General features: G+C 63.5%; 23 protein-coding genes and 1 tRNA gene. 7 read left to right on the forward strand and 17 right to left on the reverse strand.

Going from position 1 to position 25433, the window contains the following annotated elements:
* Positions 1 to 139 precede the first annotated feature (139 nt).
* The 4 genes from QVN30_RS04225 (at position 140) to QVN30_RS04240 (ending at position 4920) form a co-directional block, all read left to right on the forward strand.
* Positions 140 to 943 carry an energy-coupling factor transporter transmembrane component T family protein gene (locus QVN30_RS04225; RefSeq protein ID WP_289835579.1) on the forward strand — a complete coding sequence of 268 codons (804 nt, stop codon included), beginning with the start codon at positions 140 to 142 and terminating at the stop codon, positions 941 to 943.
* 231 nt (positions 944 to 1174) lie between these two features.
* Positions 1175 to 2461 (forward strand): PcsB-like coiled-coil domain-containing protein, encoded by a 1287-nt coding sequence (locus QVN30_RS04230; RefSeq protein ID WP_289835580.1) that lies wholly within the window; start codon positions 1175 to 1177, stop codon positions 2459 to 2461.
* Between the two features lie 299 nt (positions 2462 to 2760).
* Positions 2761 to 3819 carry a UDP-glucose 4-epimerase GalE gene (gene galE / locus QVN30_RS04235; RefSeq protein ID WP_066828998.1) on the forward strand — a complete coding sequence of 353 codons (1059 nt, stop codon included), beginning with the start codon at positions 2761 to 2763 and terminating at the stop codon, positions 3817 to 3819.
* Between the two features lie 78 nt (positions 3820 to 3897).
* Entirely contained in the window at positions 3898 to 4920 is a 1023-nt protein-coding gene (locus QVN30_RS04240; RefSeq protein WP_289835581.1) for a polyprenyl synthetase family protein, read from the forward strand.
* A gap of 143 nt (positions 4921 to 5063) precedes the next feature.
* Here the strand turns inward: QVN30_RS04240 and QVN30_RS04245 are convergent, their stop codons facing one another.
* From QVN30_RS04245 to QVN30_RS04255, 3 genes are all read right to left on the reverse strand, one after another.
* A complete protein-coding gene (locus QVN30_RS04245) occupies positions 5064 to 5216 on the reverse strand; it encodes a hypothetical protein (RefSeq protein ID WP_154018715.1) in 153 nt (50 codons plus the stop codon).
* A gap of 92 nt (positions 5217 to 5308) precedes the next feature.
* Complete coding sequence (locus tag QVN30_RS04250; protein ID WP_289835582.1) at positions 5309 to 6913, reverse strand: sensor histidine kinase; 1605 nt, start codon at positions 6911 to 6913, stop codon at positions 5309 to 5311.
* Positions 6910 to 7638, reverse strand: a complete 729-nt coding sequence (locus QVN30_RS04255; protein ID WP_289835583.1) for a response regulator transcription factor — start codon at positions 7636 to 7638, stop codon at positions 6910 to 6912. Before QVN30_RS04255 ends, QVN30_RS04250 begins: the two co-directional genes overlap by 4 nt.
* A 423-nt stretch (positions 7639 to 8061) precedes the next feature.
* On the opposite strand from QVN30_RS04255, the gene QVN30_RS04260 reads away from it, so the two are divergent.
* The gene (locus tag QVN30_RS04260) at positions 8062 to 8967 is read left to right on the forward strand and encodes a peptidoglycan-binding domain-containing protein (protein ID WP_204212426.1); all 906 of its coding nucleotides are present in this window, start codon (positions 8062 to 8064) and stop codon (positions 8965 to 8967) included.
* Between the two features lie 51 nt (positions 8968 to 9018).
* Positions 9019 to 9092, forward strand: a tRNA-Gln gene (locus QVN30_RS04265).
* Between the two features lie 244 nt (positions 9093 to 9336).
* Here QVN30_RS04265 and QVN30_RS04270 read toward each other — a convergent pair.
* From QVN30_RS04270 to pyrE, 13 genes are all read right to left on the reverse strand, one after another.
* On the reverse strand, positions 9337 to 9783 hold the full coding sequence (locus QVN30_RS04270; RefSeq protein WP_289835584.1) for a hypothetical protein: 447 nt from the start codon (positions 9781 to 9783) through the stop codon (positions 9337 to 9339).
* A 675-nt stretch (positions 9784 to 10458) separates the two neighbouring features.
* The gene (locus tag QVN30_RS04275; protein ID WP_289835585.1) at positions 10459 to 10695 is read right to left on the reverse strand and encodes a hypothetical protein; all 237 of its coding nucleotides are present in this window, start codon (positions 10693 to 10695) and stop codon (positions 10459 to 10461) included.
* Positions 10692 to 10955, reverse strand: a complete 264-nt coding sequence (locus QVN30_RS04280; protein WP_289835586.1) for a hypothetical protein — start codon at positions 10953 to 10955, stop codon at positions 10692 to 10694. Before QVN30_RS04280 ends, QVN30_RS04275 begins: the two co-directional genes overlap by 4 nt.
* A gap of 85 nt (positions 10956 to 11040) precedes the next feature.
* On the reverse strand, positions 11041 to 11277 hold the full coding sequence (locus tag QVN30_RS04285) for a hypothetical protein (protein ID WP_289835587.1): 237 nt from the start codon (positions 11275 to 11277) through the stop codon (positions 11041 to 11043).
* Positions 11278 to 11653: 376 nt separating this feature from the next.
* Positions 11654 to 12616 carry a DnaB-like helicase C-terminal domain-containing protein gene (locus QVN30_RS04290; RefSeq protein ID WP_289835588.1) on the reverse strand — a complete coding sequence of 321 codons (963 nt, stop codon included), beginning with the start codon at positions 12614 to 12616 and terminating at the stop codon, positions 11654 to 11656.
* Between the two features lie 662 nt (positions 12617 to 13278).
* Positions 13279 to 13482 carry a hypothetical protein gene (locus QVN30_RS04295; RefSeq protein WP_289835589.1) on the reverse strand — a complete coding sequence of 68 codons (204 nt, stop codon included), beginning with the start codon at positions 13480 to 13482 and terminating at the stop codon, positions 13279 to 13281.
* Between the two features lie 12 nt (positions 13483 to 13494).
* Complete coding sequence (locus tag QVN30_RS04300) at positions 13495 to 13833, reverse strand: helix-turn-helix domain-containing protein (RefSeq protein WP_289835590.1); 339 nt, start codon at positions 13831 to 13833, stop codon at positions 13495 to 13497.
* Positions 13834 to 14114: 281 nt separating this feature from the next.
* Complete coding sequence (locus tag QVN30_RS04305) at positions 14115 to 14840, reverse strand: helix-turn-helix domain-containing protein (RefSeq protein WP_289835591.1); 726 nt, start codon at positions 14838 to 14840, stop codon at positions 14115 to 14117.
* Positions 14841 to 14882: 42 nt separating this feature from the next.
* Complete coding sequence (locus QVN30_RS04310) at positions 14883 to 15980, reverse strand: tyrosine-type recombinase/integrase (RefSeq protein ID WP_289835592.1); 1098 nt, start codon at positions 15978 to 15980, stop codon at positions 14883 to 14885.
* A gap of 718 nt (positions 15981 to 16698) precedes the next feature.
* Positions 16699 to 18222: a hypothetical protein gene (locus tag QVN30_RS04315; protein WP_289835593.1), complete on the reverse strand. Its 1524-nt coding sequence runs from the start codon at positions 18220 to 18222 to the stop codon at positions 16699 to 16701.
* A gap of 539 nt (positions 18223 to 18761) precedes the next feature.
* Positions 18762 to 20606, reverse strand: coding sequence for a carbon starvation CstA family protein (locus QVN30_RS04320; RefSeq protein WP_289835594.1), 1845 nt, complete (start codon positions 20604 to 20606; stop codon positions 18762 to 18764).
* 592 nt (positions 20607 to 21198) lie between these two features.
* Positions 21199 to 21774, reverse strand: coding sequence for a hypothetical protein (locus tag QVN30_RS04325; RefSeq protein ID WP_289835595.1), 576 nt, complete (start codon positions 21772 to 21774; stop codon positions 21199 to 21201).
* Positions 21775 to 21811: 37 nt separating this feature from the next.
* Positions 21812 to 22495, reverse strand: coding sequence for an orotate phosphoribosyltransferase (pyrE, locus tag QVN30_RS04330; protein WP_289835596.1), 684 nt, complete (start codon positions 22493 to 22495; stop codon positions 21812 to 21814).
* A gap of 743 nt (positions 22496 to 23238) precedes the next feature.
* Between pyrE and ilvD the strand changes: the two genes are divergently transcribed.
* On the forward strand, positions 23239 to 24882 hold the full coding sequence (ilvD, locus tag QVN30_RS04335; RefSeq protein ID WP_066829012.1) for a dihydroxy-acid dehydratase: 1644 nt from the start codon (positions 23239 to 23241) through the stop codon (positions 24880 to 24882).
* Positions 24883 to 25093: 211 nt separating this feature from the next.
* Here ilvD and QVN30_RS04340 read toward each other — a convergent pair whose 3' ends face one another.
* Complete coding sequence (locus QVN30_RS04340; RefSeq protein ID WP_066829014.1) at positions 25094 to 25366, reverse strand: HPr family phosphocarrier protein; 273 nt, start codon at positions 25364 to 25366, stop codon at positions 25094 to 25096.
* Between the last annotated feature and the right edge of the window lie 67 nt (positions 25367 to 25433).

Here is a 25433-nt window from a genome sequence, read left to right on the forward strand (position 1 = left end):
CTGAGATGACTATACCCGACCGATGCGCCGACACCGCCCGCGCACGGCAAAAGTACAAGCGCGACGTGAGCCTTTGCCACGGGCGCTGCCGCGTGTGACAATGGAGCGCGGAAGCGATCACGACAAGGGAGGCGAGCACGTGGCCCTCCATATAAGCCTTGGGCAGAGCACGCGCGACCGCACCGTCGTGCACGCGCTCGATCCGCGCCTGAAAGTCGTTGCAACCATTGGTTACATGGCGAGCTGCCTGTTCGTGTGCGATCTGCCCACGGCCCTCACGGCCACAGCGGCACTCGGCCTTGCGGCCGCCGCGGCGCGCACGCCCCTCCGCCGTCTGGGCAGGCAGGCGCGCAACCTCGCCGTGTTCCTCGTCGTCACCTCGCTCATCAACCTGATTGCGACGCAGGCCGGGCCCGTGGTGCTCGAGGCGGGACCTCTGCAGATCCATCATGACGGCATCCGCCTTGCCGCGCTGTATGTCGTGCGCTTCCTGCTGTTGCTGCTCGGCGGATCCTTGCTGCTCCAGACCACGACGCCGCTTTCCATCACCGATGCACTCGGCAGGCTGCTCTCCCCTCTGGCACGGCTCGGCGTGCCCGTCGACCATGCGATGGTCGTGCTCTCGGTGGCGCTGCAGTTCGTGCCCACGCTCTCCCGCGACGCCGAGACCATCGTCAAAGCGCAAAAGGCGCGCGGGGCCCAGCTGGAGAAAGCGGGCCTGTTGGGCTACGCGCGAGCCTGCATCCCCCTAGTCGTGCCGCTGTTCTCCGGGGCCCTTCGCCACGCCGAATCGCTCGGCTGCGCCATGGACGCGCGCTGCTACACCGGATCCGGCCGCACGCACCTGCACGTCATGCGCCTGGACCCGCAAAAAGACGGCACCGCCTGCGCCCTCTGCCTGCTCTATGCCGCGGCTTTCCTGATCGCCCTCCTCATCCTCTAACCCCCGCCGTGCAAATCGGGGATGTACCTTCCGCGTGCATGCTTGCACAAGCCTCCGTATCCACGGCGATCCAACAGAAACAAGGCGCCGGAATGGGTTGAAACGAACCCGTCCCCAAACAACCCATATCCGCGACGTCCCCAATTTGCACACAGATACCGGGCGGTCATGCGGTATCCTTGGACATACATTCGTTGCTCGACATATAAACACAGACTAACCGGAGCATGTATGTCACAACAGATCAGACGCAACCCTCAGCATCACGCTATCGATAGCCCGTCTTGCGATACCGCGGTCTCGCGCCGCGCCGCCATCCAGGCCGCTTTTGCAGCCGCCGGCGCCGCGGTCCTGTTCGGCCTGCCCCGCCTCGCCGGCGCAGAGCCCAAGGCGAGCCAGGAGACCACCGACAAGCTGAACAACGCGCAGGCCCAGCTCGAAGACGCCCAAGAGCAGCTCGATGAGATCTCGAGCCAGTTCGAGGACCTCTCCCGTCAGCTGGACGACACCCTCGGGCAGATCGAGGCGCTCCAGGGACAGATCGACACCACGCAGGCGAACATCGACCAGATTGAGCAGGATATCTCCGACACGCAGGACGATATCGACCTCAAGCAGGCGCAGCTCGATCGCAAGCAGGAGGTCCTCGCCACCCGCGTCACGTCGAGCTACAAGACCGGCAAGACGGGCATCCTGTCGCTGCTGCTGTCCTCCGACAGCTTTGACGAGCTCGTCTCCAAGCTGCACTACGTCGACAAGATCAACGCGAGCGATCAAGAGGCCATCGAGGAGATCCACGCCATCCAGGATGCGCTCGAGCAGCAGAAGGCCCTGCTTGAGCAGCAAAAAGAAGAGCTCGAGCAGCAGATGGCCGAGCTTGAGCAGCAGATGGCCGAGCTCGAGCAGCTGAAGTCGCAGCAGACCCAGCAGCTCGATGACATGAAGGCCAAAAAAGACGAGGTCCAGCAGCTGCTCGACAGCCTGAGCCAGGACGTCAAGGACCTGATCGCCCAGCGCGACGCCGAGATCCTCGCCGCCGCCCAGGCCGAAGAGGAGGCTCGCAGGGCTGCCGAGGAGGCGGCAAGGCAAGGCGCCACCTCCATCCCCGGCGACGGGCAGAGCGCTATCGCCGCCGGCACCGCCCAGCAGCGCGTGGTCGATTCCGCCTACAGCACGCCGAGTCCCGGCGCGGGCCTGTGCGCCGGCTGGGTGTCCATGGTGTTCGCCAACGCCGGTTTCGGCTCGGTTCCCGGCAACGCCGACGACCAGTACGCCAACTGGTGCACGAGTTCCAGCAAGTCGAACCTCAAGGTGGGCATGATCATCGCCGTGCCCTCGCACCCCCACACCTCCGCGGGCCGCATCTACGGCCACGTGGGCGTCTACGTGGGAGACAACACCGTGCGCGACAACGTGGGCTACATCCGCAGCATCGATGTCGACCAGTGGATCTCCTATTACGGACCGACCTCCACGCCGCGCTGGGGCTGGGCGAACGGCATCAACCTCGAGGGGTAAGAAAGACCCCCGTCGCAGCTTGTTGCCCGCCGGCCCGCGAGCCCTCTACCAGGGCACCCGCTAACAGGGCCCAGATATCGTACCCAGAACTAAGGGTGAGACCCCGTTGAGAACGATCTCAGCCGCACTTCTGGGTACCGTTGCCGGGTAATCCCCTCGGGCAGGATCGCGCATGTGCGCACGTTCCCACCAGCAAGACAGCTTTAGTTCGCGTACGGAAATACGACCCCCAAGTCGCCTGCGCTATACTCAGGGCAGACACGCGCGTCCCAGCGCGGCGCGCCGAAAGGAGACATGCAATGTCGCAAACGCTCACCCCCCAAGATACCTGCGTGCTCGTGACCGGCGGTGCCGGCTTCATCGGCTCGCACACCGTCGTCGAGCTGCTTGAGCGCGGCTACCAGGTCGTCGTGGTCGACGACCTTTCCAACTCGAGCCCGGTCGCCATCGACCGCATCAAGCAGATCGTGGGCGACGACGCGGCCGCCAACCTCACGTTCTATGAGGCCAATGTGCTCGACCGCGACGCCCTCAACCGCATCTTCGACGCGCATCGCATCGACCGCGTCATCCACTTCGCCGGCTTCAAGGCTGTCGGCGAGTCGGTGCACAAGCCGCTCGAGTACTATCACAACAACATCGGCAGTACGCTGACGCTGTGCGACGTCATGCGCGAGCACGGCTGCACGTCCATCATCTTCTCCAGCTCCTCGACCGTCTACGGCGACCCCGACAATCCGCCCGTGACCGAGAAGGACCCCAAGAAGCCCGCCACGAACCCGTACGGCTGGACCAAGTGGATGATCGAGCAGATGCTGATGGACCTGCACACGGCCGACCCTGCATGGAACGTCGTGCTGCTGCGCTACTTCAACCCCATCGGCGCGCATCCCAGCGGCCTGATCGGCGAGGATCCCAAGGGCATCCCCAACAACCTCGTGCCGTACGTGGCGCAGGTGGCCGTGGGCAAGCGCGAGTGCATCAACGTCTTCGGCGACGACTACCCCACCCCCGACGGCACCGGCGTGCGCGACTACATCCACGTGGTCGACCTCGCCCGCGGGCACGTGTCTGCGCTTGAATGGATGAACGGCCGCTCCGAGGTCGGCATCTTCAACCTCGGCACCGGCACGGGCTCGAGCGTCCTCGACGTCATCCATGCGTTCGAGAAGGCGTGCGGCCACGAGCTGCCCTACAAGATCTGCCCGCGCCGCGACGGCGATATCGCCGCCAACTGGTGCGACGCCACGAAAGCCAAGGAGGAGATGGGCTGGGTCGCCGAGTACGATATCGACGACATGTGCCGCGATTCCTGGAACTGGCAGTCCCACAATCCCAACGGCTTTAACGCTGAGTAGCCGACCGAGCTGCCAGCACGCGTACAATGGACGGTGCCTCGCGAAAAGGCGGGGCACCGTTTTTCTTGAGTACAGGGAGTGAGTGCGTTGCCGAGCCTCTTTACCGATTTTCTCAACCGTCACGTCGATGAGGTCAACGAGTACCTGCGGGCGTTTTTTGCCGACAAGACCGACAGCACCGACATCGAGGCGTATCTCTATGCGCCCCTGAGCGCGTTTTCGGACAACGCCGGCAAGCGGCATCGGCCGCTCATCTGCATGCTCGCCTGCGCCGCCGTCGGGGGAGATTTCCACCGGGCGCTGTCGGCGGCATCGGCCATCGAGCACTTCCAGTCCGCCGCGCTCATCCACGACGACATCGCCGACAACGGGCATCTGCGCCGCGGCAAGCCGTGCCTGCATATCACCGAGGGCGTCGGCATCGCCATCAACTGCGGCGACTACGCCCTCACCCTCGTCACCGATGCCATCCTGCGCGATGAGGGGCTCGACGACGCATGCAAGCTCGCCGTCCTGCGCGAGCTGGTCGACATGATGCAGCGCACGGTGGAGGGACAGGCGCTCGACCTCGGCTGGGTGCGCGACGGGCGCTTTGACATCACGGTTGCAGACTACCTCGCCATGGCGACGCACAAGACCGCCTACTACAGCGGTGCGATTCCGCTGGCCTGCGGCGCGATCATCGGCGGCGGAACGACTGAGCAGATCGAGGCGCTGCGCTCGTTCGGCATGGACACGGGCCTGGCGTTTCAGATCCAAGACGACCTGCTCAACCTGATCGGCGAGAAGGAGTCCCGCAACAAGGATTTCCGCAGCGACATCACCGAGGGCAAGCGCACGCTCGTCGCCGTGCACGCGCTGCGCAGCTCCGGCCATCATGATGAGCTGGTCGACATCCTGACATCCGAAACCGAGGATCCCACCCGCCTCGCGCGCGCCGTCGAGCTGTTTGAGGACGCGGGATCCATCGACTATGCGCGCAACTACGCGCTTGAGCTCACCGCGCGCGCCAAGCGCACGCTCGAGGACGTCGAGCTCGATGCGCACGCCGAGAAGCTGCTCCTCGCCATGGCCGACTTCTTCGTCGAGCGCCTGAACTAGGAAGCGCATGCGCGCCGGGCGTTTCCGCCCCGTGTCGAGGCGGCGCCCAAGGCACGCAAGAACATCGAACATGCAGGCAAACGAGCGGGCCCGATGCACAAACCGTGCATCGGGCCCGCTTGCAGCAAGGTATGGAAGTCACGTTAGCCGAACAGCACCGTATAGGCGATAAGCGCGCATGCGACGGCAGTCGACAGAACGAGGGAGCCGAGTGCCCCGCGATCGTCTTTGAGCGGAACGATCGGCGCTTCGCTACCGTCCTCCAACACAAGAACCTCGCCGAGATGTTTCATCATGTGCACTCCCTCCTCTTTCCTTCTTCATCATACGAGCCAATTGAAAACGCCGTGTAAACGCTCGGATAAGTGTTTCTTGAAACCGCTTCGGATCATGCGGCCTTCCCCACGTCAAACGTCACGGTCACCACGCCGCCGCCCGCATCGGCGTTCGCGAGCTCGACCGTGCCGCCATGAAGCCGCGTCAAAGTCTGCACGATATTCAGCCCCAGCCCGAAATGCTCGGCATCCTTCGCCTCTCCGAAAAACGGCTCGCACCCGCAACGCAGGGCCTCGGGACTGAACCCGTCGCCGTCGTCCGACACGCGCAGCATGAGCAGGCCCCGTTCGTCATCGAGCCGCATGGCGATCGCGACCCGGCCGCGCGCATGGACGCAAGCGTTGCTCAGCAGGTTGCCCAGCACCTCCTCGACCAGCGAACGGTCGACGCTGAGCTCGGCTTGCGGGGGCACGCCCTGCATATCGACCCCGAATCCCAGCTCGGGACGGGCGGCGGAAACGTAATCTTGGGCCTGCCGGCGCAATTCGGCGCCCCATGCGCCCGCCGCGACCGGCGCGCGCTCCACGGTCCGGTCCTCGAGCTTCGCGATACCGCTCATGGCCTGCGCATACGACTCCAGCCGCTCGATCTGTCCGCCCAGCGTCCGCAGCGTCTCCTCCTCGACGGCCTCCCCGCGCGCAGCCCTCATCTGCGCCATCTCGATCGTTCCCTTGAGAACGGTCACCGGCGTGCGTAGATCGTGCGCAAACGCAGCGTTGAGCCGCCGTCGCTCCTCGGCGGTGCGCCACAGCTCGCGCTGCGACTCCTCGAGCGAGGCGCGCATCTTCTCGAACGCCGTGCCCAACTGCGAGAACTCGCGTCCCGGCACCTTTGGCGTCACAAAGTCCAGATCCTGATGGGCGACTCGACCGGCCACGTCGCAAAAGATCGCCAAGGGCACGCCGATCCTCCTGCGGTAGAACCGACGGAAGAACATGATGGAGAGCACGACGAGCATCACGAACGGCGTCAGACCCGTGGCCACGCGCAACGCGAACATCAACGGCGTCTCGAGCATGGAGTCGTACTGGCTCACGTAGTATCCGACATTGGAGACGATAAAATCGGAGTTCGCCTGCTCCAAAGACAGGAACTCTCCGTCCACCGCCACGCGCTCCGCCCGCTCGCGCGCATCGTAATCGGCGAGATCGGCGGCGTCGATCGTGGTCGAGACGTATGGATGGCCGTTCGTCTCCAGATAGTCCTGCTCGGTATAGTTCCCGCCCCAGTCGAAGATCGTCAGCGACGGGTCGTCGCGCACCATCTCGAGCGTCGCGTACCCGATGGGCGCCCCGGTTTCGGCGTTGTACAGGCTCCCGCCGTAATAGTCGACCGGCTTCTGCTCGTAGGGCGTCTCACTTCGCAGCCCCAAGAACACGATGCGATCAGTCGTCGACAGGTCGATGGTGAATGCGGGCACAAGCTCGTCTTCCTGCGCGTCATATATATACGGGCCGCCTTCCACATCGACATGGCCCTCCCACGCTTTGCGCTGAAGCACATCATATGCCGACATAAACGTCGCCATCAGCAAGAGCGATGCCACGATGGATACCAGCACGCACGCTGCCGCATACAAAAAGAACGAACGCATGAGCGGCATGGTGTCCCACCATGCGCGCACCCGGTCACCGAGCCCTGCGTGCCGCTTTCTCATTGCAGCCCCCAACGGTACCCGACGCCCCACACCGTCTCGATGGGGTCATCCTCAAGCCCGACCTCGGCGAATTTCTTGCGGATGCGGCGGACATGCTCGCGCACGATCGACGCGTCGCCGTCCGCATTCCAACCCCAAACCTGCTCGTAGATGAAGGTGCGGTCATACACGCGACCGGGCTTCTTGCTGAGCAGCGCTACGATGTCGAACTCGGTGCGCGTGAGATCGAGGCGCTGCACCTCCGCTCCGTCTCCGCGCGAAATCTGCACGCTGCGCTGAGCGTAATCGATCGACAGGTTTCCGCCGAACCACACGCGTGCCGATGGGTCCTCACGCCGCGATTCGCGCGCCAGATGGGCGCGCACGCGACTGCCGAGCACCTGCAGCGAGAACGGCTTGAGCACGTAGTCATCGCCGCCCGCAGCGAACCCGTCGAGCTGGTCGGCGTCCTCCACGCGCGCCGTCAAGAAAATGATGGGGCATGCGAGGCGCTCGCGGATGAGCTTGCATGTCGCAAACCCGTCCATATCCGGCATGTTGACGTCCAGCAGGACGAGATCTATGGGAGACAGGGCTCCGCGAGCGGCGGCATCGACGGCAGACAGCGCGTCGCGCCCGTCCGAGGCGACGGTCGTTTTGTAGCCCTCCATGGAAAAATACTGGTCGAGCATCGCGGCGATCGCTCGTTCATCATCGACTATCAGCAGGTGCGCTCCCTCGGTCATGGCAACCTCCACTCATCGCGCCTGTTTTCTTCATCGTTCCCATCTCTATAATGGCAGGCCCCTGTCAAAAATATTCCTACATCGAAATGTGAATAACGAACCCGCCTGGGCAGCATAAAAGGAACGCAGGCAGACGCTCGCGACGCACTCCGGGAGCACGCCGGTGGAGAAGACCACGTGTGGATGCGGGCAAGGGGCACCATGGTGAGCCCTGTTCATCCCGAGTCGATGTCCAGTGTAGGCTCGCGTGTTGGCAAAATGACCCCGTCCCAAAAGTACCAACTTTGTTGAGGGTGTCGCGGCCACAACGCCCTCTGCTGTATATGCCCGCATTACTTGTTAAACTGTTATACGCTACAGTCGATTGTTAACTCCCGCCGCTTCGACATGGGCGGGACTCCCTATAGGTGGAAAGGGGTTCTCATGGAGCCGATTGTCAAAGGCATGCAGGGACCCGCAGTTGAGGATGTCCAGTCCAGGCTCGCCATCCTCGGTTTTGAGATTGACGCCAACGAGCGCGAGCAGAAGCTTTTCGGTGACAGCACTGCTCAGGCCGTCAGCACGTTCAGGAACGACAACGAGCTCACCTTGGGCGACGAGGTCGATATGGCATGCTGGTCGGCACTGGTCGACGCGTCGTATCGCCTTGGTGACCGCACGCTCTACCTGCGTCTTCCCAATTTCCATGGCGCCGACGTGCGCGCACTCCAGCAGGCTTTGAACGTCCTCGGCTTCGCCTGCGGCGTCGATGACGGCTATTTCGGCCCGCACACCGAAGCGGCCCTGCAGCAGTTCCAGGAAAACGTGGGGCTGTTCGCCGACGGCATGGCGTTCCAGGACACGTTCGCCTATATCGCGCGTCTGCGCCACGTATGGGAGGGCAAGCCGTCGGTCGTCGAGGCGGAGGAGCGCATCGGATTTGCCCGCGCCTCCGAGGTGCTCGAGCGCTACCACATCGCCGTTATCGGCGAGGACCCCATCGCCCGCGCCGTCGCTTCGCGAATGTGGAACATCGCTTCGGCGACCACCGAGACGAGCGGCATGGTTCTGTGCGACAGGTCCATTCCCGAGGGCATGGATCTGGTTCTCGAGCTTTCGAGCAGCGATCTTCCCGAAGATGCAGCGCCGCGCCCGACGATCGTGCTCGCGGAATGCTCGAACCTCACCCAGCGCCTGAGCACGGCGTTCGCCGCCGCAAAGAGCAAACCCGCGCTCATCCGCATCGAGCTGACGGGGATCACCGGATATGACGGCATGTTCACCTCGAGTGATGCCCAGACGCTTGCCGTCCGCCTCCTCGACGGCGTTTGCGCCGCGCTGAACGATTAGGTACACTAAGTGCTCTGAAGCCGATGCGGAACGCACCGCGCGGATTCGCATTGGGGCATCGTCCAGCGGCAGGACCCCGGTTTTTGGTGCCGGTTACGGGGGTTCGAATCCCTCTGCCCCAGCCAGAGAAAACAGCAGGTCAGACACGATAAACGGTCTGGCCTGCTTTCTTTTTGCGTGAGCGCCACCAAGCAGCGCCACTAAATCGCCACCAAATCAGCTGGGAAAGCTCCCGTGAAACGCCATCCGCGCGGCCCCGCGCAATGTGGATACTTTGCGCATCGGCTAGCCCGCCTGCCGCCTTGCGACCGCCCATCGGCGCATGCCACGCACCGCCGCAACCCCAGCGCTATTGGGGTTGTCGGGTGCCTAGCGCGTGCGCGCCATCTCGCGCGCCGCCGCGATCCCGTGCGCGTCGAGCCAGTCGAAAGCGGCGTTCGCATCCGTCTGGCACGTCTTGCGCGTGACGCCCGCGATCGTCGCCACGGGGTTCCACTCCATCGCGTCGCAATAGCGGGCCTCCAGCACGTCCCCCCATCGGGTGTGCGGACATGCACGGCGCAGCCCTGCGCACACCTCCCGCCCGGCCCGTATCTCGGCGCGGTAGGCCTCGGCCTCGCACACGGCCTGCTTCTCGGCATCCATGCGCGCATCGGTGCGCCGCATGGGATCGGAGACGCCCGTTCGCGAGGGGGCCGGGGACAGGGACGCGCCCCGCAGCCCCTCAGCCGCCCGCATGGCCTCGATACGCCTGATGCAGCGCTCCAGCATCCGCGCCGCCGCCCTCACGTCCTCGAAATACTCGCGTGCGTCCATGCGAACACCCGACCCCTCTGCCGAACCGATGTGAGCGCCCCCGATGCAACCGCCGCGCCCCGTGAGGCGGCGGATAGGTTCTGCGAGCGCGGCGGCTCCCTGCGCGCTCGGTGCCCCCTGGGTTTATCAATTCTCATACGTGTTGGTAAGCGTCATTTTAGTTTCATCGTCTCGAACACCAGACGCCTTTTTATCGAACTGGTGTGCGTATCTTTCCCGGAATGGCCGTTTAGCTTGAAACGCTCCAATCATAACCGCCCCGTTCGCCGCCCGCCTTGCAGATGGAAAAAAGCGAACTCCAGTTCGCTAATAAGCATCACGGACCATGCCGAAAGCGGAATACCGCGACAGGGCCGACGGCCTGCGCGGTCGGTATTCCGGCCTTTCCCGCACCTCAGGCATGCTGTCCGAATATGCGTGAATTGAATCGGCTGTTTTTTTCTCTTGACGAATAGCGTTTTTTTGCGGTCGCAGAGCCCGCATCCGTTTCGACCTGTCACAGGACCCGTTACACGTCATGGTGCCCAGGCCCCGCCGCCGTGGAGCGCCCGGCCGCCGACCGCGACAGCGCGCAGCATGGCCCGGGAGACGGGCCGAACGGGGCCGCAGGGGCACAAGTAGGGGCCGCAGGCCAAACGGCCCACGGCCCCCGCCGCCTCGCCCCCTCTCGGGTGCCTAGCGCGCCGCCTGCGAGGCCTTGCGCCTCTCGGCGAGCTCCGAATCTATGAGGTCGCTAGCCCTCTCGACCCGCTTCGCGTTCGTCTCGACCATGTCTATAACCGCCCATATCCCCTCGCCCATCTCGGGCGGGGCACCCGTGTTCGCGTCGCACAGCAGCGCGTGGAGCCCGTTCAGGGACGCCGCGCACGTGGTGAGGATATCGTCGGCGTCAATAAGCCTGTTCCCGGTCATTCCTCCTCGCCCCCTTCCTCGGCGCTCGCGGCGCGGTCGATCAGCAGGCACGCGTCGCAGAGCGGGTCCACCAGCTCGCGCAGCATCTCGCCGACCTCCGATATTCCGCTAGCGTCCAGACGCGCCCTGCCGTCCTCCATCCTCGCAGCGCTGTCGCTGGAGAACACGAGCAGCTGAGCAAGCGCGTCGATCCTCCACGAGGCGCGGGCGACCGCCCGGGACGCCGCCCGCAGGCCCGCCGCCTCCGTTCCTTTCGCCATGGTATCCTTCTTTCCGTGCCGTCTCGGCACACGATCCTTTGGCGCGGTCCCGCGTGTGTGGTAGCCCTCGGGCCGCGCCGCTCCTCTAGTCCTCCGCTTCGCCGTGCCTGTCGCGCGCCCGCATGAACACGTCGAAGCCCTCCTTCACCGTCGCGTCGGTGCCCAGCGGGGCCCCGCCGTCCATGTCGCGCCGTATGGCGTCGTTGATGTAGCCCGTGACGGACTTGTTCCGGACGCTCGCCGCGTAGCTCACCCATGCCAGCAGGTCCGCGTCTATCGCCACGTTCATCTTCTTGGGCGCGGCCTTCTTGGTCTCCGGCATTCCTCACACCCTCCTCTCTTCGCCGTCGCTCCGTCATGTCATTGCTAGTGTACGCTACTGTGTCTTATGTGTCTAGTATAGTTTGGGCACACTATGTTGTGTGTATATATTTGCCACTACTTGACATAATGTGTATTATCAGAAGTCGTGAGTGCCTGTTTTCTGCATAAAGCGGGGATTGAAATGTATAACGGCCCATCTACCTGCAGTTTCTTTCCCACCGTCTCCCCCTGTTCCCCCCTCCCGTTTTCCGTGAAAACCGTAATGTAAAGTGAAAACGGGGGCACTACATGTAGGGGATGCACGCTGAACACCGACCGCACGGCCCCGCCCTGAGCCGGGGACGGGGCGGCGGGGCGGGCATTTTGGCCCGCCCCTACACGCGCTCGAATGAGTTGTGCGCCCCGTCGAACCTCAGCCGCACGGGCTCATCGTCGGTAACCGACCCGTTCCTGTTCTTCACGACATGCAACCGCCTAACGCCCGGCTCGTCGGGGTCGCGGTCGATGATCCATGCGCTGAGCGCGTTGGACTCGATATCGCCGGACCCCTTGAACGCGTGCATGTCCGGGATGGCACCGGGCTTGCGCGCCGCCGTGGTCCTGCTCAGGCTCGCGAGGGCGAGCACGGGGACGCCGCACTCGACCCCCACCCTGTTGAGGCGCTTGGATACGGCGGACACGCGCCCGTACTCGTCCGTCGCTCCCTCCACGTCGACGTATTGCAGGTAGTCGACCACGAGCATGGACATTCCAAGCTCCCGCGCGCCCCGCGCCGCCTCCTCGATGCCGCCGATATCATGCAGCGCGGGATCGTCCGCTATGGCGAGCCCCGGGCACTTGCTCGCGAGCCTGTCCACGGCGATCCCGACAGGGTCGCTCGCCATGAGCTCACGGACGAACTCCTCCGCCTTTCCGGTCCGCTTGGCGGCATCCTCGCGCGCTTTGGCCTTCTGCCCAAGCTCCCAAACGTCGCCCCACCTGAACCTGAACTCCTCGGAGTCGCGCTCCTTGGCTATCTCCAGCGACATGCACGACGCGCACCTGCTCCAGCACTGGTCCGCGCTCATTTCCAAGCTCACGAAAAGCACGTTCGCCCCCGACAGCGCGGCGGACATGCTGAGGAACAGGGCCAATGCCGACTTTCCTCCCCCCGGCTCGCCGCCCAGCACGTTCAACCCGGACCTGAGACCGCCGCACAGGTGCTCGTCCAGTTCCGGCACGTTCGTCGGTACGGGCGGTTCCGCGTTGATATAGCCGTCGTTCAAAAAGCGCACGGGTCCGCCGTAGACGTCCCTCAGCTCTTTCCAGCTTCTCGGCACGCTGGTACCATGCGCCATCACTCATCGCCTCCAAACATATCCATGAGCCCAGCTCCCGACTTGTGCTCAACGGGCCTCAGGACAGGTTGCTCCGCCCACTCGGGCGCGGCGGGCCCTTGAGGGGCCCGCCCGCCACCGTAAGAAGGGTTGCTAAAAGAAACCTTCTTAAGGTTTCTTATGGGGTCGGCTTCAGGGTCCGACGCTATGGGGCCGTAGGGCATGTTTCTAGGGCATGCCCTTTCGCTCGCATCGGTCCCGTTTGCGTCCATTGGGTCGGCTTCAGGGTCCGACCCAATTACGTTAGGGTCGGCTTCTAAGCCTGCCCCATTCGCGATAGGGTCGGCTTCTATGTCCGACCCAATACGGACACGGTACACCGACGCCCGCCCCCTGTGGCCGCTTTCGGCTACCTGTATAATGCCGTCCCGCTTCAGGGCCTCCACGGCGTTCCTCACCTGCCCGGCGCTCATGCCCAGCAGGCGCGCGACCTCCGATCTTGAGCAGCTTACGAGCGCGCACCCGTCCCCGTCCTTGCGGCACCACGTGAACAGCGCAACGAGGACCGCCCATTTGTTGGGCATTCCCACGCCGCGCGCACGCGCAAGGAGTCGCAAGGGCACGCGGGCGAACGGGGTTTGAATCTCCCCCGGCTCGAAAGCCCTTGAACCGCCGCGCGCCATCTATCGTCTCCCCAGCCTGCGCCTTTTCTTCTCGCGGTCAATGTCCATGACCGCGCGCATGTACTCGTCATAGTGGTGGTTGTGACTTGCGGGGTTCTCCCTCTCGGCTTTATTTGCGTCTTCGAGCATCCGAAGGGCGCTATTCTGCAAGTTATCCAGCGTCGTTGGGTCCATGTCCTCGAAATTGAGTTCGTATCCGTACATACGCGCCGCCCCCTAGACCAACAGCGCGCGGGGGACTTCGTCGTTCGGGTCGATGCCCGCGAACTCCAGCAGCGCGTCGCGGTTGATCCGCCACAGGCTCATGACCTTCACGGCCTTGAGCTTGCCGGCGACGCACATGCGCGTCACGGTGCGCTCGTTGACGCCCAGCATGCGGCCAGTAAACTTAGGGTTGACCATGTTCGGCAAGTCGCGGTAGCGCACCGGCTCGCCCACGGACGCGGAAATCTGCGCAGCGGCCTGCTGTAGCTCCGCTTGGATAACGTCGCGGTACCGCGCCGACTCCGCCTCGGCCTCGGCGATAGGATCGTTCGCCCTTGTTTCTTTGGTCATGGCCGACCTCCTTTTGGATTACGTGCGGTCCGCCGCGTCCGGCTTTCCGCCCTAACGTGTATCCCCGGGTCGGTTATGACTATACGGAAACGAAATTATGACGTCTACCTGCGGAAATAGTGCCTCTTGTTGCAATAATCCCGCTCTGCTGCAACATGTTTCTGCAACGCTTTGTCGCTCGATCTTAAGTCTTGTTGCATATTGCCGCGCCGATATCGAGACGAAACGCAACAGTGCGGTACATTGCGCATCTGCAACATCACATAATGCATACATTTACCCTACAGCTCGCGCTCTACGTATGCCGCGTATGCATCTATGGCTCTTTCGGCGCTTTCGAGCTCTTCCACCATGTTCTGGCTCACATGCGGGCCGATGAACGCCCTTGCCGTAGACACGAGGATTTCCAAAGCCTCGGTATCGAGAACGCCAACCAGACGCTCTATTTCATAGAGCATTTTCAACCTATCGCGCTCAACCTCGGGCAACCTGCCGGGCAGGTAGCTCCTCACAATGCGCCCAACCCTCATGAACGCTTCTTCGATTACCTCGCGCCCTGTCCATGTAACGCATGCGATGGCCATGAGGAGGTTGTACGTCTTGTGCGCTGACAGGGTGCCTATATTATTAATCCATCTGCTGACAGTTGACTTGCTTACACCCATTAGCTCAGCGACGTCTGAAAGCGACTTACCGGAGTCTTTGAGCAAGAGCTTTAGGGCTTCCCCCATCCCAGCAGCATCCTGCATCCCCTCGAACGGCTTTTCGCGCTCCAGCGGTAGCCCCAGCTCCGTCATTACCACTTGGAAATGCAAATCCCTTCCGTAATCAAAGCACATTGGGGATAGCGGGTTATGCATCATGTAGTTGTCTATCGCCGCTCTTGCTCTTTCCTCATCTTCGATATTCACCGGGAGCATGCTTTCGTATTTCCTCCCGGCTATCTGCCGCGTTTCACAATCAGCGTACCGACAGTCGCGCTCGTTGTTGACTTGCTCCTCAGCCATTTCGCCCCCGATCGTCTAATCCTATAAGTACTCTTGTTCCTTCTAGATATCTGTTCCCGTCCTGCCCAGCTCCACGACGCCGCCCATAGACACCGCGCGCATGGCGTCGGCCTCCAGCGCCTCGCCCATCCTGTCGGCGGCGCGCCGCGCCGCGTCGGGGTCCACGCTCGCGTAGGTGTTGAGCGTCATGGCCGCGTTGCTGTGCCCCATCTGGTTGCTCACGGTCTTGACGTCGATGCCGTTGGCTATCGCCGCCGTCGCGTAGGTGTGGCGCAGGTCGTGAAACGTCGGGGTCTTGCCCTGAGTCCCGACAAGGCCCATGGCGGTAACGAGGCCGTTCCAGCGCCGCCACAGGTTGTGCGGGTGCATCGGCTTGCCCTCGACGGTCCCGCACACGAACATGGACTCGCCGAACGGGACGCCCGCCGCCATGCACTCCGCCATCATGGACGCGCGGCGCGCCTTGAGGGCGCGCGCGACGCCCTCGGGGTACGAGACGGTGCGCACGCTGCCGCTGTTCTTGGGGCGCTTGAGGTACACGCCGGAAAACACCTCCGTGACCTCGCCGAACCGCTTTATATCGTCCTTGCGGGCCTTGCCCAGCGACTCCACCACCCGCAGCGTTTTCCTCTCAAGGTCGACGTTGCGCCACCTCAGCCCGCATATCTCGGCCTCTCGCATCCCCGTGTAGAGCGCGAGGCGTATGGCGAGGGAAACGGGATCGTCGGGCTGTATGTCGACGTATGCCGCCACCCGGCCCCGCTCGGCCTCGCCCAGCGCGTTCGGCTCCCCCTTCTCCGCCTTTGGCTTCTTCACCGTGTCGGTGGGGTTCGACGGTATGAGGCCGCGCCGGACCGCCACCATGAGCGCCCCGCGCAGCAGCACGAACGCCTTCGTCGCCGTGGCCTTGCTCTTGGCCCTGCTCAGGTCCGCCACCCACGCCGCGACGGCATCGGGGTCCAGCGCCCGCAGCTCTGTGCCGCCGATGTAGGGGGCTATGGAGCGCGACAACAGCGTGCGGTAGCCGCTCACCGTCGTTGCCTCGACGCTGCCCGCGTTCTCCTCGATGTAGCGCGCCACGTACTCCGCAACGGTCACGTCCGGCTTGCGCCCGGCCTCGGCTTGCGCCCTGGCCTCCATCTCATCGCGCCATTCGTCAAGTTCGTCTTGTGCTTCACGTTTTCTAGTCGCCTTAAGGCTCTTTTGCCGTTGCCTCCAAACACCCTGATCGTCTTTGTACTTCAAGACCCCTTTCCATCCGGCCTTGTTGCTGCCCCTAAGAAACGAGGACTCGTAAAACATCTCGCATCACCCCAGCTATACCGGACTTTTTGCGCCACCAAATGCGCCACCAAATGCGCCACCAAATCGCCACCAAATTGCGTTGTCCGCATTGTACCACGTGGGTTTTTTAGTCTCTATAGGCTTTATATTCGCAGGTAAAGAGTCCGCATACATGCAGGTAGAGTGCCTAGTGCTTACTGTTGCAGTTTTTTGGTGCCGGTTACGGGGGTTCGAATCCCTCTGCCCCAGCCATTGTATGTTAGCCCGACCATCTCATGGTGGCCGGGCTTTTTCGTGCCCGTATCAGGGATTCGAACCCGCAAGGGCGCGAAGCTGAGCCAAAGCGCGCAAGCGCTTTGCCAGCGAAGCGCGCAAGGAGGCCGCCAGGCCTCCGCAGCGGAAGCGGGCGACGGCAGCCGCACGCGGAATCCCTCCGCCCCAGCCAGAGAAAACAGCAGGTCAGACAAGGTATGCGGTCTGACCTGCTTTCTTTTGCACTCTCAGTCATGAAGCGGGTCATGAAATAGTCATGAAATCTGCTTGGATTTGGACCGATATGCAGGCCAGCTCTTTCTTAGCGGTCCAGCAGCTTGTCGACGCTGCCGAGACTGCCGCGACGGAAGTCCTCGCTGGTGAGCACTTCTTGCGGGATGCGGATGTTGTCGCGCAGCGCCCGCTTGAACGGAACGCGAAGCGACCAAGGAAGGCCCTTCAAGATCTCCACCAGGTTGCGCGGGATGTCCTGGTTTTTCGCCGCGCTCTCAGACGAGCTACCGCCCTGCACGTGCGCCTTGTGCGCCTCGAACATCGCGCGGTACACGCCGGCGTGCAGCCTGATCTCGATCACGTTCACCTCGCGGGCCTTCTCAACCAGGCGCGCGCCCTCGCGGTCGACGTCTCCCGCGTAGTACACGTAGTCAAAACCGTAGCCGATGTCGTGCAGGTAGTCGTCGAGCGCATGGGCCTGGCAGATGTTGTGACCGGCACCGAAGATGACACCGCCGACTTTCTCGCCGAACAGCTTCGCGTTGCGCTTGGTCTTGAGCAGAGCCACGATCTCCTCATACGCATCGATGTTCTCGACCACGATGAACGGCTGGTTGGCACCGATCGCGTAGAATCCCTGCAACGGAGGCGTCTGGTTCGAAGAGATCCTCAGCGCGCCGGGGTTGATGCCCTTGGCCGCCATGCGGCGCATCAACCGGTCGCCGCGTTTACCCTCGAGCGCCTTCTCGTCATCGAAGATCTGATAGGCGCGCTGGCGGCGCGTCACATACGGCAGCTGCTCCCCGTCGTGCTCGGCGATCCACGCGCGCAGCCGCTCGAAGTCGTCCTGCTGAGACGGCCGGCGGTCGCCGTTCTTACCCTGTTTCTCGACCGATTTCGGCGTCGCGGGAGCACCTTGATCGCGACGCAGCAGCGAGGCCCCGATGGTGCGCCCGGCGCTCAGCAGACCGAGCACGCCGCGCTTCTCGGCAACAGGCTTCTCGCGCACCTCGACCGCGCGCGGCGCCTTCGGCCCCTCCTGCCTGCGCGCCTTCTTCTGCTTTTTCTTGCCCGCAGGGGCGGCAGCTTCCTTCTTCTTGGAATCGGATGCCATCGAGCCCTCCTGCGCGGCACGAGCGCTCTTGGCCGGCTTCGCGCTCACCGTGCGCTCCTTCGCGGGCGTCGCGGTATCGGGGGTCTCGCTCTCGGGCTCGGCCACCGGCTCGACGGAGATGACCTCAACATCCGTCGTCTCCTCTGCCGCATCGGAAGGCCCTTCCGGTTCGCTATCCGATACCGCGGGCACCTCCATCTGCACCGGCTCCGGCAGCGTTATGCCCGCGACATCCAGGTCGATCGCATAGACCGTGGAGCCGTTTTGCCCCGAGATCTTGCGTAGCAGGCCGCAGGTCACCAGGCTCTCGCGCACCTGCCCGAACTGGTCGCCCAGGTTGAGCGACTTCAGCAGCTGGTTGATGGCCCCGCGCTTGATCTTGAGTTCTTTGCGGCACAGCAGGGCATGCGCGAGCACCGCGCACGGACGCGCCTCGAGCGGCACGGCGCCCTCAAGCCACGACGCGAGCGCGTCGACGACCTCCGCATTGTCAGACATCAGCACGGGCTCCATAGACCGATTCCCTTCCTCATATGGCAACAGTCTTGTAGGCTAGCACAGCCATCGCGCCCCCGCCGCCCCTGCACCCAACAATCGCAAGCAGCCCAGATTCTGCTGGGCATCTCAAAAGCCCCTGCTAGACCACCGTGGATACGGCGGTTCGTGCAAGCGCGCGCCGAAGGGGTGTCCCCTGTATGCAAACATGCATGCGGAAGGTACGTCCCTGACGTGCACTGCCGCGGACGCGCCCGGGCTGCTGCGGCGCCTTCCCGCAGAAAACGAAGTGACGGTTTCTGCGGGAACAACGATGACGTTTTGCATAACGGCCAAAACGATATAGCCGTTTAACTCATGGTTCTGTATTACGCTCGAACCGATGCGCATATTTCGTCCGAACTTCCCGCAGAAACCGTCGCTTTGTCCGATATGGGTTGAAATGAACCCGTCCCCAACCAACTCAAAAGAGCGCGCCCGCCGCATGATCGCGGCGGGCGCGCTTCGGTGCACCTCTATCCACATGGGCGCGACGCGAGAACCTACGCCTGGGCGCGCGCTCCGTCGGCGGGCGCCTCCGTCGCCTCGGCGGCAACGTTGGCGCGGCCCATCTCGGTCCACTCGGGCTCCTCATCGGGCAGCGAGCCGGCCTGCTTGCCGAACAGCTCCTTCAGGCAGTTGTACGCCACGATGACACCGAGCACCATGAGCAGGATGGCGAACACCAGCTGCAGACCGGACGTCGCGATCACCGCGGTGCCGGAGGCGGCCAGCGCGTTGATGCAGCCGAGCGTGCTCTGCACCAGCGAGGTGAACGTGCAGACCAGCAGGAAGGCGACGGGCACATACAGCATCCAGCCGCGACGACCCGTGCACTTGCAAAAGACGGCGAGCGTGATCATCGTCATGCCGCCCAGCAGCTGGTTGGAGGCACCGAACAGCGGCCAGATGTTGGTGTAGCCGCCGAAGGCCAGCGCAAAGCCGAGCACGAGCGTGAGCACCGTGGCGACCCAGGTGTTGGTGACGACCTTGGCCGCACCGGTGACCTCGGCCTGCTCGTCCTCGAGCGCATCGTTGCTCTTGGCAAAGAACTCCTGGAAGGACAGGCGGCCGATGCGCGCGACGGCATCAACCGAGGTCAGCGCCAGGGCGGAGACGCACATGGTCATGAACACGGTCGCCAGCGTCTGGTCGACACCGAACGCGGTCATGCCGCGGGCGATGCCCTGCGAGAAGATGGAGAACGGGGTTGCCGCGACGCCGTTGTTGAGGGCGCCGGTGCCCGCGGTGTTCAGATCGGAGAACATGATGGCGGCAACGACGATGGCGAGCACGCCCACGAAGGACTCGACGACCATGGCGCCATAGCCGACCGGCAGCATGTCCTGCTCTTTCTCGATCTGCTTGGAAGAGGTGTTCGTGGAGACCAGGCTGTGGAAGCCGGACAGGGCGCCGCAGGCGACCGACACGAACAGCAGCGGGAAGATGAAGCTGCCGTTGTCAGCGAGCGCCGAGATGTCAGCGACCATCGGCGCGGTCATCGTGGCCTGGCCGTTTGCCCCGAGCACGAAGATGCCCACCACAGCACACACGATCATGACGATCATCATGATGCTCGTGAGGTAGTCGCGCGGCTGCTTGAGCGTCTGGATGGGCATGGCGGCCGCGAACAGCAGGTAGACGGCGATAACGGCGAACCAACCGAACTTGGACAGATAGACAGGGAACTGCATGCCGATCGCGAACATGGCAACGAACAGCACGACGGCCAGGGCGAGCTCGCGCACGCCGGAGAGCTGGAAGCGGCGGTTGAGCCAACCGAACGCGATGGCGACGAAGGTGAACAGGATGGAGATCGTGCCCGCCGTGCCGCCAGCATACGACGCAGCGGTGTCGACGGCGCCGGAGGCGTCGAAGGTTGCCTGGAAGGTTCCAGCGACCATATCGACGAACGCGGCGATCACGATGATGGTGAACAGCCAGCTGAACAGCAGGAACAGGCGACGACCGGTCCGGCCGATGTACTTCTCGATAAGCTGGGCGAGCGACTTGCCGTTGTTCTTGACGCTCGCGTAGAGGGCGCCGAAATCATGCACGGCGCCGAAGAAGATGCCGCCGACCAGAACCCACAGCAGCACGGGGAGCCAGCCGAACATCATGGCCGCGATCGTGCCGGTCACCGGGCCCGCACCGCAGATCGAGCTGAACTGATGCGAGAACGCGGTGAAGCACGAGGCCGGCGAGAAGTTCTTGCCGTCCTCCATACGGCGAGCGGGCGTGATTGCGTCGCGATCGACACCCCATTTCGCCGCAAGCCACCTGCCGTATCCCAGGTAGCCCGCAGCCAGCACGACTGCTGCCACCACCACTACGACGATTCCGTTCATACCAAAGTCCTTTCCCCGAAGCCCATCGAAACCAAAAGGGGGGCCGTCGAACCAGTCGACGGCCCCCCTTGCCCCAAGACCGCCCGAATCACCGGGCCGGCCTGCAACGTACCAACCCGTATCAGATAATCTCGGAAATAATCGATAGCGTGGTGATGGTGCGCATATGTTCGATAGCCTTCTTACATCGTGTTGCAGACGGTTGCCGCCTGCATTCCCTAACGAAGCAAGGCCTAGTCTACGCTTTAGCAAACGAAAGTCAAATCATCCGGTTTGATGTTACGGCTTTGTTTCTCCTTGAGATCGGCCGCGCTCGGAAAGGCGCACGGCACTCGGAGTCGCCCCAAGTGGCTAAAAAGTTCTGTTCTGCTGTATCGAACGCCCGGGAAACGCGGCCGACGCCCTCCACTGGCGTCAAAATCTCCCTTGCAGGGGTCGAATCGGGCTGCCCTGATCGTTAACCTGAGCAATACAAACGGCCATACAAGACAGAGCGGCCGGATCGGGCACCTTCACCCGATCCGGCCGACAGCAAAACAGAAAAATCTAGCCACATTCGCGAACATGGCCTGCAAAAGACCGAGAGCGCGCGCTACCCGAGCAGGGCGCCGGCCACCGCTGCGGCGACGCTGTCGTCTGCCGACCAGGTGCCCTCGTCGTCGGAGGAGCAATCCAGCTCGAGCTCCACGCTCTCGGGTGCATCCTCCTGCGCTGCCTGCATCAGGCACTCCCCCATCCAGGCAAGCGTCTCCTCGGGCGATATCGCGGTCTCCCCGGCATCGGCGGCGCGCTGGTTCAAAAGCTCCTGCGCGCGCGTCGCGACATCGGTCAGCGACTTGCAGGTCAGCTCGACCGTTGCCGTCGCGGTCTTGGCCTCGTCGTCGACCTCGACGGACGCGATCTCGTATTCCATTCCCTCGAGCAGCGCGTTCAGGAACCCCTGCGTATCGACGCCCAGGCCAGAAAGCGCACCCGTCGACTCCAGGTTGGAGACCATGGTCTGGCGCGCCTGGGATTCCTCATCGAGCAGCATATCGAAATCGGACGCGAGTCCGTCGCGCACGATCTGCTCAGGCGACGGACCGAACAGCCCGCATCCTCCCAGCGCAAGCGCGCAGGCAAGCGCACCTATCCCCGCCGCGTGCGCGACGGGCCTGTTCATCCTCATGTGCATCCTCCGACGACCCCGTGTCACACCGTCCGCGCTACTCCTTGGCGCCGTACTGCTCGTAATAGGTGTCGATGGCCTGCTTGAGGGTATCGTCGATCACCACGCGGCCCGCAACCTCGCGGTTGTAGAGGTGCTCGACGACCTCGGCCATGGACACGATGCTCGCCACGGGGAACCCGTACTTCTCCTGGATCTCGCGCTGCGCGGTGTGCACGCCGCCCTTGCCGACCTCCATGCGGTTCAGGCTCACGATCAGGCCCTTGACCTCGACATCGGCCGCGGCCTTGAGCTTGGGATAGGTTTCGTCGATGGACTTGCCGGACGTGGTGACGTCCTCGACCATGATGACGCGGTCGCCATCCTTGAGCTCGTAGCCGAGCATGCCGCCCTTGTCCGCGCCGTGGTCCTTGACCTCCTTGCGGTCGGAGCAGTACTTGACCTCCTTGCCGTACAGCTCGTGCAGCGCGATGGAGGTGACTACCGACAGCGGGATGCCCTTGTATGCCGGCCCGAAGACGACATCGAAATCGAGGCCGAAGTTGTCGTGGATGGCGCGCGCGTAGTACTCGCCGAGGCGCTTGAGCTGCTCACCGGTCACATAGGCGCCCGCGTTCATGAAAAACGGGGACTGGCGGCCGCTCTTCAACGTGAACTCACCGAACTTGAGCACGTCGGACTCCACCATAAACTCGATGAACTCTTGCTTGTAGGCCTCCATGGCAATCCTCCCGGACATCTGACGCCGCGCGACGGCGGACATGAACTTCATGCCCCATCATACCAGCGCCGCCGCAACCGTGCGCGATGTATGGGCTCCTCGCCTCGGGTACCGGCCCGCCGTACTCGCGCTGCTGCGATGGGTTGAAACGAAGCCGTCCCCAATCAACCCATCCCCAAGCCCCTAAAAAACGTGTATATCGAGTTTGGTGCGATTTTTCGGTGCCTTCTGCCCACATGCGCCGCACCCCTCGGCATTTTCCCAGTTGTTTCCTGCGGAAATGCTGAGGGGTGTAGCGGTGGTGGAGAGATGTGCCTCAAAAATCGCACCAAACTCAGCCTACTTTCTTTATAGGTTTTAACTAAAACGGAATTTTATGCACTTTTGTGATGGGAATATACACTCTATGCACTTCCAGGCGTGCCCGTGGACTTGTGCCCAACCGGCGGCGGGCGTGTCGAACAAAGTTGCCCGCGCGCCCGAACAGGAAAAAATTATTTCGCACCGCAGGGTGCCAACACGTTCCCGTAAGCGTCGTGTAAAGTCCAATCTCACCTGCCTTTAACAGCGGTTTTCCTTCTGGAAAAAAATTTTCTACGGCTAGCGAAAAATGCTTGCAAATCGCCGTGTTGTTACGCCACTATAGTGGTAGTACGCACCCCGTGGTGCGCATCCTTTTAACACATCGTCAGCAATGGCGGTACGGCTCCGAAGAGGGGAGCCACAAGGAAAGGAGAGATACCGTGACACGCGCAATCGACAAGCTCGAGCCCTTCCAGAGGGCGATCACCAAGGCGCACCTTGCCTCCACCGGTGTCGCCATCGATTCTCTGGAGAACCCCGACAAGCCGCTGATCGCGATCGCCAACAGCTGGAACGAGATGTGCCCCGGCCACGAGCCCCTGCGCCAGCTCGCATCCGAGGTCAAGAAGGGCATCCTCGAGGCGGGCGGCGAGCCCATCGAGTTCAACACCATCGCCATCTGCGACGGTATCGCCCAGGGCCACGCCGGTATGCACTACAGCCTTCCGCACCGCGAGATCATCGCTGACTCCTGCGAGGCCCAGATCCTCGGCCTGAACGTCTTCGACGGCGTCGTGTACATGGCCAGCTGCGACAAGATCGTCCCCGCCATGCTCATGGCCGCCGGCCGCATCAACCTGCCCGCAGCCCTCGTCTCCGCAGGCCCCTGCTGGGATGAGATCAAGCCGAGCGACTCCAAGGCCCTGCGCGCGTCCTTCCTGCGCGGCGAGGCCACCGAGCTCGACGTCATCGAGGGCACGCTCAAGTACTACACCGGCCCCGGCATCTGCCCGTTCCTGGGTACCGCCAACACCATGTGCTGCCTGGCCGAGGGCCTGGGCATGATGGTCCCGGGTGGCGCGCTGCAGCCCGCCCCCACCGCCATGCGCCGCTTCCTCGCCCGCCGCACCGGCGCCGCCGTCGTCGATCTGGTCCGCAAGGGCATCAAGCCGAGCGACATCATGACCGAGGCCGCGTTCCAGAACGCCGTGACCCTGCTCGCCTCCATCGGCGGCTCCCTGAACGCCCTGCTGCACCTGCCCGCCATCGCCGCTGAACTCGGCCTCGAGGTCACCTGGGCGCAGGTCGCCGAGACCACGAGCCGCGTGCCGCTGGTCACCAACATCACGCCCAACGGCGATCGCTCCTGCATCAACCTGTACAAGGCCGGCGGCATCCCCGCCGTCCTCAAGACGATCGAGAAGGATCTCGACCTGTCGGTCATGACCATCAACGGCAAGACCATGGGCGAGAACCTCGAGGGCGACATCGAGATCGACCGCTCCATCATCCGCACGCAGGACGACCCCGAGTCCGTCGCCAACGGCATCCAGGTGCTCTACGGCAACCTGGCCCCCGAGGGCACGCTCGTCAAGACCTCCGCGGTCCCCGACGACCAGCACACCTTCGACGGCCCGGCCATGTGCTTCAACAGCGAGGAGGAGTGCTTCGCCGCCTACAACGCGCACAAGATCCCCGCGGGCACCGCGGTCATCATCCGCTACGAGGGCCCCAAGGGCGGCCCGGGCATGAAGGAGCTGCACCGCGTCACCGAGATCATGAAGGGTATCCCGGGCTCCGCGGTCATCACCGACGGCCGCTTCTCCGGCGCGTCCGGCGGCCTGTCCGTCGGCTACCTGTGCCCCGAGGCCGCTGAGGGCGGTCCGATCGCCCTGGTCCAGGATGGCGACATGGTCCACATCAACCTTGCCGACAACGCGATCTCCTTCGACGTCTCCGACGAGGAGCTCGAGGAGCGCCGCAAGAACTGGACGCCCGTCGTCCACGACTTCAAGGGCAAGGTGCTCGCCCGCTACCTCAAGGAGGTCGGCCCCGCCAAGGACGGCGCCCTGCTCGGCGCGTAATGTCTGCCAATAATCGGCGACTCAAGCCCTGGTTGGCCCAGCCAACCAGGGCTTTTTGGTTGTGCAAATCGGGGACGTACCTGTTGCGTGCATGCATGCACGCAACAGGTACGTCCCCGATTTGCATGGCGCCGCCTGCCCCAAAGCGCACCAAAAAGCCCCGATCGGCGAGGATGCCGATCGGGGCGCAACCATGCGATGGCGCGAAAGCCTACTCGCCGCAGCCGCTCTCGATGAGCTCGACGAGCGCCTTCACGGCCTCCTGCTCGTCCTCGCCGTCGGCGGTGATGACGATGGTGGTGCCGCAGGCGAGGCCCTGGGTCATGAGGGCCAGCATGCTCTTGGCGTTCACGCCGTCGCCCTCGGCGCCGGCCTTCTTGACCGTGACGTTGGACTTGAAGCCGGAAGCGGTCTTGGTGAACATGGAAGCCGGACGAGCGTGCAGGCCGGTCGCGTTGACGATGGTGGTCTCCTCAGAGTACATGGGAATCTCTCCTTTTCTATATTGAGCGCAAGCTCATCTGCGCCGGACACCCCTGCGGCCCGGACTA

Source organism: Collinsella ihumii, assembly GCF_030385545.1.
Lineage (GTDB): Bacteria > Actinomycetota > Coriobacteriia > Coriobacteriales > Coriobacteriaceae > Collinsella > Collinsella ihumii.

What these genes read in the sequence shown, in the direction of transcription:
- QVN30_RS04250 (WP_289835582.1), bottom strand. Translation starts at nt 6,913, where the DNA reads ATGAGAAAGCGGCACGCAGGGCTCGGTGACCGGGTGCGCGCATGGTGG.
- QVN30_RS04310 (WP_289835592.1), bottom strand. Translation starts at nt 15,980, where the DNA reads ATGGAGGCCAGGGCGCAAGCCGAGGCCGGGCGCAAGCCGGACGTGACC.
- QVN30_RS04280 (WP_289835586.1), bottom strand. Translation starts at nt 10,955, where the DNA reads ATGGCGAAAGGAACGGAGGCGGCGGGCCTGCGGGCGGCGTCCCGGGCG.
- QVN30_RS04300 (WP_289835590.1), bottom strand. Translation starts at nt 13,833, where the DNA reads ATGACCAAAGAAACAAGGGCGAACGATCCTATCGCCGAGGCCGAGGCG.
- QVN30_RS04340 (WP_066829014.1), bottom strand. Translation starts at nt 25,366, where the DNA reads ATGTACTCTGAGGAGACCACCATCGTCAACGCGACCGGCCTGCACGCT.
- QVN30_RS04295 (WP_289835589.1), bottom strand. Translation starts at nt 13,482, where the DNA reads ATGTACGGATACGAACTCAATTTCGAGGACATGGACCCAACGACGCTG.
- pyrE (WP_289835596.1), bottom strand. Translation starts at nt 22,495, where the DNA reads ATGGAGGCCTACAAGCAAGAGTTCATCGAGTTTATGGTGGAGTCCGAC.
- QVN30_RS04255 (WP_289835583.1), bottom strand. Translation starts at nt 7,638, where the DNA reads ATGACCGAGGGAGCGCACCTGCTGATAGTCGATGATGAACGAGCGATC.
- QVN30_RS04260 (WP_204212426.1), top strand. Translation starts at nt 8,062, where the DNA reads ATGGAGCCGATTGTCAAAGGCATGCAGGGACCCGCAGTTGAGGATGTC.
- QVN30_RS04315 (WP_289835593.1), bottom strand. Translation starts at nt 18,222, where the DNA reads ATGTCTGACAATGCGGAGGTCGTCGACGCGCTCGCGTCGTGGCTTGAG.
- QVN30_RS04275 (WP_289835585.1), bottom strand. Translation starts at nt 10,695, where the DNA reads ATGACCGGGAACAGGCTTATTGACGCCGACGATATCCTCACCACGTGC.
- QVN30_RS04290 (WP_289835588.1), bottom strand. Translation starts at nt 12,616, where the DNA reads ATGGCGCATGGTACCAGCGTGCCGAGAAGCTGGAAAGAGCTGAGGGAC.
- QVN30_RS04285 (WP_289835587.1), bottom strand. Translation starts at nt 11,277, where the DNA reads ATGCCGGAGACCAAGAAGGCCGCGCCCAAGAAGATGAACGTGGCGATA.
- QVN30_RS04325 (WP_289835595.1), bottom strand. Translation starts at nt 21,774, where the DNA reads ATGAGGATGAACAGGCCCGTCGCGCACGCGGCGGGGATAGGTGCGCTT.
- QVN30_RS04245 (WP_154018715.1), bottom strand. Translation starts at nt 5,216, where the DNA reads ATGATGAAACATCTCGGCGAGGTTCTTGTGTTGGAGGACGGTAGCGAA.
- QVN30_RS04230 (WP_289835580.1), top strand. Translation starts at nt 1,175, where the DNA reads ATGTCACAACAGATCAGACGCAACCCTCAGCATCACGCTATCGATAGC.
- QVN30_RS04305 (WP_289835591.1), bottom strand. Translation starts at nt 14,840, where the DNA reads ATGGCTGAGGAGCAAGTCAACAACGAGCGCGACTGTCGGTACGCTGAT.
- galE (WP_066828998.1), top strand. Translation starts at nt 2,761, where the DNA reads ATGTCGCAAACGCTCACCCCCCAAGATACCTGCGTGCTCGTGACCGGC.
- QVN30_RS04320 (WP_289835594.1), bottom strand. Translation starts at nt 20,606, where the DNA reads ATGAACGGAATCGTCGTAGTGGTGGTGGCAGCAGTCGTGCTGGCTGCG.
- QVN30_RS04270 (WP_289835584.1), bottom strand. Translation starts at nt 9,783, where the DNA reads ATGGACGCACGCGAGTATTTCGAGGACGTGAGGGCGGCGGCGCGGATG.